11 protein-coding genes and 1 tRNA gene are annotated in these 12,659 nt (G+C 62.1%); 1 reads left to right on the top strand and 11 read right to left on the bottom strand.

Annotation, left to right across the window (positions count from 1 at the left end; translation table 11 throughout):
* Window positions 1-182: 182 nt before the first annotated feature.
* The 7 genes from N8I74_RS12290 to N8I74_RS12320 form a co-directional block, all read right to left on the bottom strand.
* Window positions 183-755: a chalcone isomerase family protein gene (locus N8I74_RS12290; protein ID WP_263123398.1), complete on the bottom strand. Its 573-nt coding sequence runs from the start codon at window positions 753-755 to the stop codon at window positions 183-185.
* A 127-nt stretch (window positions 756-882) separates the two neighbouring features.
* Complete coding sequence (locus tag N8I74_RS12295; RefSeq protein ID WP_263123399.1) at window positions 883-2,088, bottom strand: acetyl-CoA C-acyltransferase; 1,206 nt, start codon at window positions 2,086-2,088, stop codon at window positions 883-885.
* A gap of 188 nt (window positions 2,089-2,276) precedes the next feature.
* Complete coding sequence (locus N8I74_RS12300) at window positions 2,277-4,661, bottom strand: 3-hydroxyacyl-CoA dehydrogenase/enoyl-CoA hydratase family protein (protein ID WP_263123400.1); 2,385 nt, start codon at window positions 4,659-4,661, stop codon at window positions 2,277-2,279.
* 74 nt (window positions 4,662-4,735) lie between these two features.
* Window positions 4,736-6,127 (bottom strand): OmpP1/FadL family transporter, encoded by a 1,392-nt coding sequence (locus tag N8I74_RS12305; RefSeq protein WP_263123401.1) that lies wholly within the window; start codon window positions 6,125-6,127, stop codon window positions 4,736-4,738.
* Between the two features lie 99 nt (window positions 6,128-6,226).
* Window positions 6,227-8,683: an acyl-CoA dehydrogenase gene (locus N8I74_RS12310; protein ID WP_263123402.1), complete on the bottom strand. Its 2,457-nt coding sequence runs from the start codon at window positions 8,681-8,683 to the stop codon at window positions 6,227-6,229.
* 19 nt (window positions 8,684-8,702) lie between these two features.
* A complete protein-coding gene (locus tag N8I74_RS12315; RefSeq protein ID WP_263123403.1) occupies window positions 8,703-9,350 on the bottom strand; it encodes a TetR/AcrR family transcriptional regulator in 648 nt (215 codons plus the stop codon).
* Window positions 9,351-9,625: 275 nt separating this feature from the next.
* On the bottom strand, window positions 9,626-9,910 hold the full coding sequence (locus N8I74_RS12320) for a YchJ family protein (RefSeq protein ID WP_333783007.1): 285 nt from the start codon (window positions 9,908-9,910) through the stop codon (window positions 9,626-9,628).
* A gap of 109 nt (window positions 9,911-10,019) precedes the next feature.
* Here N8I74_RS12320 and N8I74_RS12325 point away from each other — a divergent pair, with 109 nt between their 5' ends.
* The gene (locus N8I74_RS12325; protein ID WP_263123405.1) at window positions 10,020-10,754 is read left to right on the top strand and encodes an HAD family hydrolase; all 735 of its coding nucleotides are present in this window, start codon (window positions 10,020-10,022) and stop codon (window positions 10,752-10,754) included.
* 207 nt (window positions 10,755-10,961) lie between these two features.
* Here N8I74_RS12325 and N8I74_RS12330 read toward each other — a convergent pair whose 3' ends face one another.
* From N8I74_RS12330 to N8I74_RS12345, 4 genes are all read right to left on the bottom strand, one after another.
* On the bottom strand, window positions 10,962-11,171 hold the full coding sequence (locus tag N8I74_RS12330; protein WP_263123406.1) for a hypothetical protein: 210 nt from the start codon (window positions 11,169-11,171) through the stop codon (window positions 10,962-10,964).
* Between the two features lie 131 nt (window positions 11,172-11,302).
* Window positions 11,303-11,479: a DUF1328 domain-containing protein gene (locus N8I74_RS12335; protein ID WP_263123407.1), complete on the bottom strand. Its 177-nt coding sequence runs from the start codon at window positions 11,477-11,479 to the stop codon at window positions 11,303-11,305.
* A gap of 229 nt (window positions 11,480-11,708) precedes the next feature.
* Window positions 11,709-12,350 (bottom strand): HAD hydrolase-like protein, encoded by a 642-nt coding sequence (locus N8I74_RS12340; protein WP_263123408.1) that lies wholly within the window; start codon window positions 12,348-12,350, stop codon window positions 11,709-11,711.
* Window positions 12,351-12,523: 173 nt separating this feature from the next.
* A tRNA-Gly gene (locus N8I74_RS12345) sits at window positions 12,524-12,597 on the bottom strand.
* Between the last annotated feature and the right edge of the window lie 62 nt (window positions 12,598-12,659).

Here is a 12,659-nt window from a genome sequence, read left to right on the forward strand (position 1 = left end):
ATAGATGCGTTTCACAATGTAACTTACTACTTCTTCCTTGTAATAACCTTTGCAAATCAATGACTATCTCGTAGTGAAAAGTAACGGCACCAAAACGGAACTCGTAGCAAAACTACTGCCATGAAAAAGGGCCGACTCCAAGTCGGCCCGCACCGGTATGACGCAATGCCGCCGTGGCAAGCTCATCCGCCAAGCAGGCGGCGCTTGAGCGTGCCCTGTACCGGGTCATTGCCTAGCCAGATCGAGAGCATGGCCGCGGCGAAATCGTCTCCGGCAATCACCGGATAACGTTTGCCACGCACGGTGATACGGGTACCTTGGCTTGGCAGGAAGTCAAGCTGGATCACATCCCCCTTCTGCACGGCCTGCACTTCCCGGAACACCTTGTCCAACGCGTCGAGCTGACGGGCGTATTGGCCAAGCCCGGCCTGGCCCACGTTGTCCGCCAGCCCTTCGACCAACGATTCGTGCATGGCATCGGCAGCCACATCACGCAGCATGCGCAGTTCCATGCGGCGTGGCAGCGTGGCCTGCAGCACGGCCTGCGCATCGCCGGTCCTGGCGCTGGTGTAGAGTGCCGCCACGTACACATCGACCACGATACGGGTGCGTACACCGGCGCCGTTCAACACCAGCGATTGGCCAGCAAGTGCCACACTGTCCGGGACTTGCTGGCCAGCCAGCTCCACCGCTTGCGTCTGGGCAACTGCGATCACCAGCACAGCGGCGAGCACATTCTGTTTCAGCGTCGTCATCGGGTTTCTCCTCCATCGGCATGCGCCCAGGGCGCTGGAAAAAAGCCCGTGGGCGATACCGCGCCACGGGCCATCACCACATCCGGAAACATCGGTACCACCGGGCGCATCCACCGCCCCACCGTGGTCATAGCAGCTGGATCACCCCTGCGCCCCCCATGCCGGTCCCGATGCACATGGTCACCATGCCGTACCGGCCGGCCAGGTGCCGGCGGCGCATGCCATGGATCAGGGTGGCGGCGCGGATGGCGCCGGTGGCGCCGAGCGGGTGGCCCAGCGCAATCGCCCCACCATTGGGATTGACCTTGGCCGGATCCAGCCCCAGATCGCGGCAGACCGCGAGTGCCTGGGCCGCGAATGCCTCGTTCAGCTCGATCCAGGCCAGGTCGTCCTGCTGCAGGCCGGCCAGCTTCAACGCGGCCGGGATCGCCTCCTTGGGGCCAATGCCCATGATGGCCGGTGGCACACCCTTGACGGCGAATGTGACAAAGCGGGCGAGCGGCGTCAGGTTGTATTCCTTCAGGATCTTCTCAGACACGAGGATCAGTGCGCCGGCGCCATCCGACATCTGCGAACTGTTGCCGGCGGTGACCGAGCCCTGGGCCGCGAACACCGGCTTGAGCTTGGCCAACCCTTCGGCGCTGGTATCACGGCGCGGCCCTTCGTCCGTACTCAAGGTCTTGTGCACCAGCTCGACTTCGCCGGTGGCGAGGTTGGGCACGCGGTAGGTGACCTGCAGCGGGGTGATCTCGTCGGCAAAGGCACCCGATTCGATGGCCGCAAGCGCGCGTTGGTGCGACTGCAGCGCGAAGGCGTCCTGGTCTTCCCGGTTCACCTGCCATTGCGCGGCGACCTTTTCGGCGGTCAGGCCCATGCCGTAGGCGATGCCGAGGTTTTCGTCCTTGGCGAAGATCTCCGGGTTGAATGCCACCTTGTTGCCCATCATCGGCACCATGGACATGCTCTCGGTGCCGGCGGCGATCATCACATCGGCCTCACCCAGCCGGATCCGGTCGGCGGCCATCGCCACCGCATTGATGCCGGACGAGCAGAAACGGTTGATCGTGACACCGCCCACCTCGTGCCGCAGGCCGGCGAGCAGCACACCGATACGCGCCACATTCATCCCCTGCTCGGCTTCGGGCATGGCGCAACCGACCACGGCATCCTCGATGCGGGCCGGGTCAAGACCGGGCACCTGCGCCAATGCGCCTCGGATCACATGCGCCAGCATGTCGTCGGGCCTTACGTTGCGCATCTGTCCGCGCGGGGCCTTGCCCACCGGCGTACGCGTCGCCGCGACGATGTAGGCTTCCTGAATCTGTTTGCTCATTGCAGAGCTCCTAATATCTAGGCGGCACAGCCACCCTGATTCAAATCGGGCTGGAAACAGGTCAGCAAGAGCGTAGCAAGGCGGTGCAGGGCAAGGAGCAGGAGCGCAGCAACCCGGATTGGACTGTTGTCCATGAGGATTGCGCGTACCGCACGACGCAGCCATGCGCCGCCGCAGTAGCTTGATGATCAGTTTCGGAGCGGTTTGTTGTTCTCCAGCATGTACATGATCCGTTCCTGGGTCTTGCCACGCTTGAGCAGGCCCATGAAACGCTCGCGCTCCAGCTTGAGGATCCACGCCTCGTCCACCAGGGTGCCAGGTTCGACATCGCCACCGGTGACCACTTCGGCGATCTGTACGCCGATATGGAAGTCGTACTTCGAGATGAAGCCGCCTTCGAGCATGTTGAGCAGCTGGGCCTTGATCGTGGCTGCCCCGGTGCGGCCGGCAACCGGGAAGGCCCGCGGCTTCACCGGCGGGCGATAGCCCGCAGCGGCGAGCGCGCGTACCTGGGCCTGGGCCACGTACAGCAGCTCGTTGGGGTTGAACAGCACGATATCCGCGTGCTTGAGATAGCCGATTTCCTGGCCCTCCTCCGCACTGGTCGCGACCTTGGCAGTCGCCATCGCCATGTAGTAATCCTTGAGGGCGGCGAGGATGTCCCCACCCTTGGCCTCGCGCGCGGCGCGCAACGCGAACTCCTTGCAGCCGCCGCCTGCCGGCAGCAGGCCGACGCCGACCTCGACAAGGCCGATATAGGTCTCGACCGCGGCGACCACCCGGGCACAATGCATCAGGAATTCGCAGCCGCCGCCAAAGGCATAGCCTTGCGCTGCACCGACCACCGGCACCTTGGCGTACTTGATCGCCATCGAGGTGTTCTGGAATTCGGCCACCATGTTTTCGATGGCACCGAAATCCCCGGTCATGAAGGCCGGGCCCATGCTGGTCAGATCGGCGCCCACCGAGAACGGTGCTTCGGGATGCCAGAGCACCAGCCCCGGAAAACGCGCCTCCGCGATCCGGATCGCCTCCTGGATGCCGGCCAGGACATTGGGGCCGACCGCATGCGCCTTGGTGGTGAAGGTAAGCACCGGCACATCGCTGCCGCCCGTGCGGGCCGGCGGCAGCCACATGCGGACGCTGTCGTTCTCGAACACCGTCTCGCCATAGTCCGGCGCAGCCTCGCCCACCAGTTGCGGGGGATAGAGCTGGCGCCGATAAACCGGCAGCGGCGAGCGCGCAACCAGCGTATCGCGGGCAGCGCTGTAACTGCCCGCTGCTTCATGCACGCCATCACGCCGCGACACCCAGGCAGGCAGCGGCGCATCGCTCATGGCCTGTCCGGCAGCGATCTCCTGCCTGATGGCATCGGCCACGACCTTCCAGCCGGCGGCCTGCCACAACTCGAACGGACCCTGCTTCCAGCCGAAACCCCAGCGGATGGCGAAGTCGATGTCGCGCGCCGAATCGGCAATGGTCGGCAGCAAGGTGGCGACGTAGTGCCATACATCACGCAGGCAGGCCCACAGGAACTGCGCCTCGGGGTGGTCCGACTCGCGCAGTGCCTTCACCTTGGCAGCTGGGTCGTCAAGCTTGAGGATGGCCTTGACCTCGTCGCTCGCCTTCTGCCCGGCCGGCACATACTGCCCCGATTGCGGGTCGAGCACGAACAGATCCTTGCCTTCCTTTTTGTAGATGCCGGCCTTGGTCTTCTGGCCCAGTGCGCCTTGTGCGATCAGTTTGCCGAGCCAATCAGGGATCGCGTAGTAGCGGGCCCACGGATCGTCCTGCAGATGGTCGGTCATGGTCTTGACCACGTGGGCGAAGATATCAAGGCCCACGACGTCGGCGGTACGGAACGTGGCCGACTTGGGCCGGCCCAGGCGCGGCCCGGTCAGATCGTCGACCACATCGAACCGCAACCCCAGCCGCTGCGCATGATGGATGGTCGCCAGCATCGAGAACACGCCGATGCGGTTGGCGATGAAGTTCGGTGTGTCCTTCGCGCGCACGACCCCCTTGCCCAGTCGGGTGACCAGGAAGGTTTCCAGGTTGTCCAGCAAGGTGGGGTCGGTCTTGGCGAGCGCAATCAACTCGACCAGATACATGTAGCGCGGTGGATTGAAGAAATGGATGCCACAGAAACGCGTGCGCAATGCGTCAGGTACCCCGTCGGCCAGTGCCTGGATCGACAGCCCCGAGGTGTTGGTGGCCAGCACCGCGTGCCCGGCCAGATGCGGCGCGATCTGGTGATAGAGCGCCAGCTTCCAGTCCAGCCGCTCGGCAATCGCCTCGATCACCAGATCACATGTGCGCAGCTGTTCCAGATCGCTGTCGTAGTTGGCAGGCTCGATCAGATCGGCCCGCCCGGCCGACATCAGCGGCGCGGGCTTGAGCTTCTTGAGGTTGTCGAGCGCCTTGAGCACGATGCCGTTGGCCGGGCCTTCCTTGGCGGCCAGATCGAACAACAAGGTCTCGACCCCGGCGTTGACGAGATGGGCGGCGATCTGCGCACCCATCACGCCCGCGCCCAGCACCGCGACGCGGCGGATATGCACGGTATTGGCCATGTTTGACTTGCAACCTCGCAATGAAATGGGGAAACCCGGTGCGGGATGCCGCACCGGCTGGTGTTGCCGCCGCCTCAGAAGCGGTAGTTGTACTGCACCCCGAGCGTGGTCGAGCTGACGTCGTAGTCGCCGCGCACGGTCGAGTTGTTGGACAGATCGGTCTGGTTGATCGATGCGTCCTTTAGCATCACGTAGATCGCCGCGACATCGACCGAGCTGTGCGCATTGATCGCATAGTTGGCCCCCACCGCCACCCAGGTGCGATCGCTGTCCGGAATACCCGGAATGCGGTTGTTGTCGTCCTCGGGCGCTTCGTCATAGGCAAGGCCCGCGCGCAGCAGCCATTTTTCGTTGGGACGATACGTGGTGCCGACCGAATAACGGTTGGTGTCGAACCACTTGGTTTCAACCACCGAATCGGGCAGCGGGCCCTCCAGCTGCACCCGGATCTCGTTGAGCCGCGAATGGCGGGTGCGGGTGTAGTCGGCCATGACCGCCCATTGTGGATTGATCTGGTGGTAGCCGTTGATCGAGAACGACTCGGGGGTATCGATATTCAGCCGCGCCGAGGTGTTGCGGTACTGGGAATTGAGTGATGCCTGCACCAGCGCACCGGCCGCGCCCAGCGGACTGCTGGCGAAATTCTGCGACACCGAGAAATCGGCATCCCCTTCGAGCGTGTGCCGGATACGCGAGCGGTAGGCAACGCCGACGCGGGTGTCCTCCGAAATCATGAACAGCGCGCCTAGGTTGAAGCCGTACCCGATGTCGTCGCCTTCGACCACCACCTTGCCGTCGTAGGTCGGATTGGCGCCCATCACCGGCAACAGCGCCTGCGCCTGGGGCGCACTCAGCCGATTGCTCTGCACCAGGCTGCTGATGGTGCCGGTTCCAAGGTCGAGCGCCTTGGACAGCTTGCCTTTGATGTATTGGACACTGACGCCGCCGCCGATCGAGAACCGGTCGTTGACCCGGTAGGCGAACGACGGATTGATGTTGACGGTCTTGACTTCGTTTTCCAGCGAGTTGTAGCGCCCGGCCCAGCCTTCGTCGTAATCGCTATGCGAGCCAAACGGCACGAACACCCCGACCCCGAAGGTGAGCGCATCGTTGTAGCGGTGGGTCAGATAGAAATGCGGCACCGGCGTGGTCACCCCGAAATTGCCGCCGTTGTTGCCCGCGATCGGCCGCCCTGCCCCACTGGTGCTGCCATTGTTGGTGAATTCCCCATCGGGGATGATCACGTTGAGCACGCCGCTCAACTGGGTGCCTTCCAGCCGCGTCATGCCGGCCGGGTTGTAGAAGATGGTGGTGGCATCGCTGGCGGCAGCGGCGCCGGAATTGGCCACACCCTGGTTGCTCGCGCTTTGCGTCCCGAAATGATAGCCCGATGCCAATGCCTGTCCGGTCATGAGGGCCAGACTCCCCACACCGATCAAGCGCAATGCGGCTGCAATCTTGTTCATTGAGTGCTCTCCTTGTTGGCAGCAAGCTGCTGTGGTTCTGTTATCAGGTGTTGCAACACGACTACCGGCGGGCGTGCACTGGCCCGATCACTCGCCAGCCTAGATCACGACACGGCGTACCGCCTGCGGATCAGGGTGTGCCAATGCCTGGTCGAAGTCGTCGACCATGATCACTTCGCGTTTCAGCTGCCGCGCGCGCTCCACCGCCGCGAACTCCGCATCGCTGATCAGGCCCTTGCCGCGCGCCTCCAGCAACCGCTCGCGCGCGGTGATGGCCTTGAGCTGCCCCTCGCGTTGCGCACGCCGCAGCTTGCTTTCCAGCCCTTCGGTCTCGATCACCGCATGCAGCGCGTGCTCGAGCACCCCGACCGGGTCAGCGGCATCCTTGGGCAGGTACATGTATTCGATCAGCCGCGCCCGGGCAGGCGTCGGCTCCATCAATGCGCGTGCGATACGGGTTCCGACCCGATCGGCCGGGCCCCGCAGGCTCATGCCCAGCGGGAACACGATCCAACGCATGCCCCAGGCAAGGACGCGGCTGGGGTGATTGTTGAGAAAGCCGTTCATTGCTTCCTGACAGTCGTACAGCGCGGTCTCGACCGCCCAGCGCACGAATGGCCGGTCTTCACGCGGTTCACCGTCGTCGTGGAACTTCTTGAGGGCGGCAGTGGCGATGTACAGGTTGGACAGCATGTCGCCCAGCCGCGCCGAGAGCTTCTCACGGAACTTCAGGCTGCCGCCCAAGGTGGCCATGCCCATATCGGCCAGAAAGGCGAAGGCGGAGGACAGACGCACGATGTCGCGGTAGTTCTGCGCAGTCGGGCCGGATTTGGGTGCGGTCACCAGCCGTGCACCCGTCAGGCCCATCACCAGGGCCCGCGCCAGGTTGGAGATCACAAATCCCACATGGCCGATCACCGCCTCGTCGAACGCGGCCGCATCGTCGGCCATGGCCGCGCGCATTTCCTTGAGCACGAACGGATGGCAGCGGATCGCACCCTGGCCGAAGATGATCATCGAGCGGGTCAGGATGTTGGCGCCTTCCACCGTGATTGCCACCGGAATGGCGCCATAACCCGAGGCCAGATAGTTGCGTGGCCCGACGCAGACCGCCTTGCCGGCGTGCACGTCCATGGCATCGTTGATGACCTGACGCATACGCTCGGTATTGTGATACTTCAGGATGCCGGAGAGCACCGACGGCTTCTCGCCCATGTCCAGGCCGATCAGCGCCAGGCGCTGTGCGGCATCCATCTGGTAGGCATGGCCGCCGATACGGGCGAGCGCCTCATCCACACCTTCAAAGCGGCCGATGGCAAGCCCGAACTGGTTACGGATGCGGGCATAGGCACCGGTGGTGTAGGCCGCCAGCTTGCCGGAGGCCACCGACATCGCCGGCAGCGAGATGCAGCGGCCGACCGACAGGCATTCAACCAACATGCGCCACCCCTGCCCGACATAGCTTGCGCCGCCGATCACCCACTCCAGCGGGATGAACACATCCTTGCCCCAGTTCGGGCCGTTCATGAACACCGCGCTGCCCGGATAGTGGCGCCGGCCGATCTGTACGCCCTGGTGATCGGTCGGGATCAGTGCACAGGTGATGCCGATCTCGTCCACTTTGCCCAGCAGGTGTTCCGGATCGTAGAGCTTGAACGCGAGGCCCAGGATGGTGGCCACCGGGCCCAGCGTGATGTAGCGCTTTTCCCACGACAACCTGATGCCGAGCACGTTTTCATGCAACACGCCGGTGCGCGGATCGGTGTAGCTGCCACGGGCCACCACCCCAAAGTCGGGAATGCCGCCGGCGTCGGAGCCGGCCTCCGGGCTCGTCAACGCAAAACACGGGATCTCGACACCCTTGGCAAGGCGCGGCAGGTAGTAGTTCTTCTGCTCCTCGGTGCCGTAGTGCTGCAACAGTTCGCCGGGGCCGAGTGAATTGGGCACCATCACCGTCACCGCGGCGGTACCCGAGCGGGTGGCGATCTTGGTCACCACCCGGGCATGGGCATGGTTGGAGAACGCCAGCCCACCGTACTCCTTCTTGATGATCATCCCCAGGAAGCCCTGTTCCTTGATGAACTGCCATACCTCGGGCGGCAGATCCTTGCGCTCCTGGGTGATCTGCCAGTCGTCCAGCATCGCGCACAACGCTTCGGTAGGCCCATCCAGGAACGCTTGCTCCTCGGCCGAAAGGCGGGGGGCAGGAAAATGATGCAGCTTGTCGAAATCGGGCTTGCCGGAGAAAAGGTCACGGTCCCACCACACGGTGCCGGCATCCACCGCCTCCTGCTCGGTCTGCGACATCGGCGGCGTGATCTTCTTGAATACCTGGAACAACGGGCCGGTCAGAAACGCGCGGCGCAGCGGTTTGACATTGAGTACGGCCAGCAGCGCCAGCACGGTGACGGCCCAACCCCAATGCACTCCCCGGCCCAGCACCAGGTAGGCGGTCCCGGCCAGCAGCAACAGCGAAGACAGCCACAGCGGCGCGCGCCAGTAGGCCAGGGCGAGCAACGCGACGACGGCGATCGCCACACAGATCAGCACGGTCATGATGAGAGGCTCCTTGGGATTATTGCGCAGCCGGCGCGTTCAGGCCGGCTTCGATGAACGGCAGCAGCATGCGCGCCACCAGTTGCGGGTCGCGGGCGTTGACCTGCGGCTGATCCATGAACAGGCGCAACACATTGTTGCCTGCGAAAGCGTTGAACATCGCGCTGGTCAGGAAATGGAAGCGCCAGTGCACTTCCAGCTCGGGCAGGTGCGGCAGCGCGCGTCTGAAGGCCGCCGTGTAGCGGCGAGTCACTTCACCGTAACGGCGTGGCATGCTTTCCTTGAGAATGGGATGCGGCTCGACGAAGGTGCGACCGAGCAAGCGTACGAACAGCAGTCCCCCAAGACCTGCATCGCGCCCCATCTGTGCCGCAGCATTGACGAAGGCCTCGGCGATCTGTCGCGCAGTCGGATCGGGGCTGTGCTGCTCCAGTTCCGATAGTCGGGCTAGTGTCAGCCGGGCGAACGGTTCAGCCCGCCGCTCGAACACTGCCTTGAGCAACCCATCCTTGGAGCCGAAGTAGTAGTTCACCGAAGCGATGTTCACGCCGGCCGACTGGGTGATCATGCGCATCGACGTGCCGTCGAAGCCATGCTCGACGAACAGGACTTCTGCCGCATCCAGGATGCGCCCGGCAGTCTCCTGCGCCTTGGCCGTCTCCGCCATGGTGTTCTCTCCAGGGAAGCCCCGCTCACCGTGGCAAGGCGGGTATTATTTATGTAGTAGACAAGAACATATTTCAAACGTTCGTTTGAAAATTAGCGGCATGTGCCCTCTGCTGTCAAGCCATATGCTTAGAAACGGGATCAGGGATTTCCCGCAATGGTGGGTGGGTATTGCAGGCCAAGCGCGTATGACGCTGTTGCAAGACGAGGGAAAATCTAGTGAGCGCACCCTGCCAAGCCAGCCCTGATGGCCGCTCTGGAGCACGCCATCCGGTGTCAGGCGCTGGATAGATCGCCGTCCAGGTAGAACCAGCGCCCTTCACTGTTCAGAAAACGACTGGTCTCCTGCAGCCGGAAGGCACGGCCACCCACCTTGTATCGAGCAATGAAGGCGACCTTTGCCTGTTCGTCCCCCGGCTCGAACCGACTCACCGACAGCTCCAGCCATTTGACCGGCGCGTCGTCCGCCAACCCCAGGCGTTCAGGGCGGGTACGTGGATGCCAGGTCGTCAGCAGATAATCCTCAAGGCCGAGCACATAGGCGGAATAGCGCGAGCGCATCAATGCCAGTGCATCCGGAGGCAGCGCGCCCTGGTGATAACGGCCGCAGCATGCCGCATAGGATTCAGCAAGATCGCAAGGGCACGTGGCGTGTCTGGGGGACTTGGACATGGCAGGCGGTCAAACAGGTCGGGTAGACTTCGATTTTACCCGGACCCCCACCCTCATGACTGCTGCTTTGCCTATACGCGCCGCCATCTTCGACATGGATGGCCTGATGCTTGACACTGAACGCATTGCCGCCGAATGTTGGCTGGCGGCAGCGGTTGAACTGGAACTGGGCTTTACGCACGTCGACGCGCTTGGCATGGTTGGCATGCATTCGAGTAAGGTGCTGGATTATCTGGTGGCGTTGTATGGGGCGCATTTCCCGGGACAGCGTCTGATCGACGCAACCCATCAGCGCTATCTGCGCGCCACCGAAATGCCGATCCCGTGCAAGGCAGGCTTGCTGGAACTGCTGCAATGGCTGGAAGACGCCGGCCTGCCCAAGGGCGTGGCCACTTCGACCCGGCGCAATATCGCTGAGCATCATCTTGCCGCAGCAGGTTTGCTGCCACGCTTTGCCCATACTGTATGCGGCGACGAAATCGACCACCCCAAGCCGGCGCCGGATATCTATCTGAAAGCAGCGGATCTGCTGGGAGTGAAACCGCACGAATGTGTGGTCTTCGAGGATTCCAATTTTGGCGTGGCTGCCGCGCATGCAGCGGGATGCCGGGTCATCATGGTGCCGGATCTGAAGCCGCCCTCGGCCGAAACGCTGGCCATGGGCATTCCCATCGTGGCGTCACTCACTGAAGCACAGGCGTTGGTGATGCACTGGCACTTGTCCTACCCCTGATCGGGGCAGCCTGGTCGATTGTCCGGCCGGGAAACCGGGTGGACAAGAACGCACTCGCAGGCCCATCGTGGGGCGGATCGGAAGACGAGCATCCGGGGAGTTGATCTGGCGTCGCCAAGAACGCCTTGCGCCATGCCTAGGGCAAACGGCACGAATGCCGCCAGTACGGGTACGTGTGACGCGCCCGGAGGGGATGGGCAGCGATGCCTACTGCTCTTGCCCCAACACTTCGGCCAGTTGCTCGACGGTATAACCCCGCAACTCAGCCAAGCGCTTGAATTCCTCATGCAACTCGCGCTTGGCGCGATTGCGCTCGATCAGCTCATTGGTATGGCGTTCATCCGCCGCACGCAATGAGCGCCACGTTTCCTCTTCCGAGATGAATAGCTGCGAGGGATGGGTCAGACCTTCAATCATGGATTACTTTTTCCTGCAATCAAACAGCAGCCATTGATGCAGATCGGCGGCCGCCTTGCTTGTAAGGTACGGTTGAAAGGTCGATCTTTCAAGTCCTATTTGATGAAAAAATATTTACCGGATGTACGGCATTATTTGGTGATTTTCTTAAATACCGTAAGACCAAGCAGCAGAAACAGCACAAACAGTGCCAGTGCCACGAAGAACAGCACCTTGGCAATCGCCGCCGCTCCGGATGCAACACCGGTAAACCCGAGTATCCCTGCCACGACGGAAATCACAAAGAAAATGAGCGCCCACTTGAACATGTTGCATCTCCATCCAAACCTTGCCCATGTATCGTAGGATCAAGTGAGGTGCACAGCTGTAGGAATCAGGCCAATTCCACTGTAGGCATTGCTCGGCTTGCTGCAGCCGCTGTTTCTTTCGCCGTCTTATCCCGCCGCTTTCCGCAATGGTTGAATTCCTTCACCCGCGTCGTGCGCTACCAGCTCTGCAGGGGTATACGGGTCTGCCACAATCCGATGTGAGCCGTGCTCAACGTATCCAGGCCGGGCCGATCAAACCACGCAGATCCGCCACCTGCTTGAAAAAATGATGGGGCTTGGCATGTTGCAATGCGTCGGCCGACGTGTATCCCCAGGCGACAGCACCAGAAGCCACGCCTTCGCGTCCTGCGGCTTCCAGATCGCGGATTTCGTCGCCGATGAACAAGGCCTTCCCAGGAGCCACACCGCTGTCGCGCAGGATGCGACGCAACTTGGCCCGCTTGCCGAACAGGGCGCTATTGCACTGCAGATGATCGAAACAGGCCAATATCGGCGCGCCCAATACCTGGGCAACATTGCTGCGTGAATTGGAGGTGAGCAATGCCAGCCTGACTCCATTTTCATGCAATTCAAGCAAGATTTGAGCAATTTCTTCGAAAGGCGTTATCTGCTCGATATGCTGTGCCATCAAGCGCTTGAATGCCCGCGCGACCAGAGGCACCTTCCATAAAGGTAATTGCAGATGCTGTATCAATGCACCTGCATGCATATCTCGAATAAGCTCAAGCTCGGAAAGCGCGATTCTTCTGAAATGGTATTGATCGGCCAACAGATTGACATGGCGGATGAAAAACGAAAACGAATCGGCCAGTGTGCCGTCAAAATCGAAGATGATGAGATCGTACTGCATGGACTTTCGCCAGAACGGACAGCGGTCTGTCCAACGGGGTTGTGATTGGCACATGGGCTGTTTTGCAAAGCCCGGTGGGCTTGGATTCACCGCACTATTGACCCTGTACCTCACAATAGGCTGCAGCGGGCAATAAAAAACCGGCCTGATGGTCAGACCGGTTTTTAGCAGACTGGAGCGGGCGATGGGAATCGAACCCACGGCTCTAGCTTGGGAAGCTAGGGTATTACCATTATACGACGCCCGCGGAACCCGCATTCTAAGCGGCTTTGACCGCTTTGCCTAGGGCCGTGCTGCAATTGCGGATCA

This window comes from Chitiniphilus purpureus, from assembly GCF_025642115.1.
Classification (GTDB): Bacteria; Pseudomonadota; Gammaproteobacteria; order Burkholderiales; family Chitinibacteraceae; genus Chitiniphilus; species Chitiniphilus purpureus.

What these genes read in the sequence shown, in the direction of transcription:
- N8I74_RS12340 (WP_263123408.1), bottom strand. Translation starts at nt 12,350, where the DNA reads ATGCAGTACGATCTCATCATCTTCGATTTTGACGGCACACTGGCCGAT.
- N8I74_RS12310 (WP_263123402.1), bottom strand. Translation starts at nt 8,683, where the DNA reads ATGACCGTGCTGATCTGTGTGGCGATCGCCGTCGTCGCGTTGCTCGCC.
- N8I74_RS12315 (WP_263123403.1), bottom strand. Translation starts at nt 9,350, where the DNA reads ATGGCGGAGACGGCCAAGGCGCAGGAGACTGCCGGGCGCATCCTGGAT.
- N8I74_RS12330 (WP_263123406.1), bottom strand. Translation starts at nt 11,171, where the DNA reads ATGATTGAAGGTCTGACCCATCCCTCGCAGCTATTCATCTCGGAAGAG.
- N8I74_RS12320 (WP_333783007.1), bottom strand. Translation starts at nt 9,910, where the DNA reads ATGCGCTCGCGCTATTCCGCCTATGTGCTCGGCCTTGAGGATTATCTG.
- N8I74_RS12300 (WP_263123400.1), bottom strand. Translation starts at nt 4,661, where the DNA reads ATGGCCAATACCGTGCATATCCGCCGCGTCGCGGTGCTGGGCGCGGGC.
- N8I74_RS12305 (WP_263123401.1), bottom strand. Translation starts at nt 6,127, where the DNA reads ATGAACAAGATTGCAGCCGCATTGCGCTTGATCGGTGTGGGGAGTCTG.
- N8I74_RS12325 (WP_263123405.1), top strand. Translation starts at nt 10,020, where the DNA reads ATGGCAGGCGGTCAAACAGGTCGGGTAGACTTCGATTTTACCCGGACC.
- N8I74_RS12290 (WP_263123398.1), bottom strand. Translation starts at nt 755, where the DNA reads ATGACGACGCTGAAACAGAATGTGCTCGCCGCTGTGCTGGTGATCGCA.
- N8I74_RS12295 (WP_263123399.1), bottom strand. Translation starts at nt 2,088, where the DNA reads ATGAGCAAACAGATTCAGGAAGCCTACATCGTCGCGGCGACGCGTACG.
- N8I74_RS12335 (WP_263123407.1), bottom strand. Translation starts at nt 11,479, where the DNA reads ATGTTCAAGTGGGCGCTCATTTTCTTTGTGATTTCCGTCGTGGCAGGG.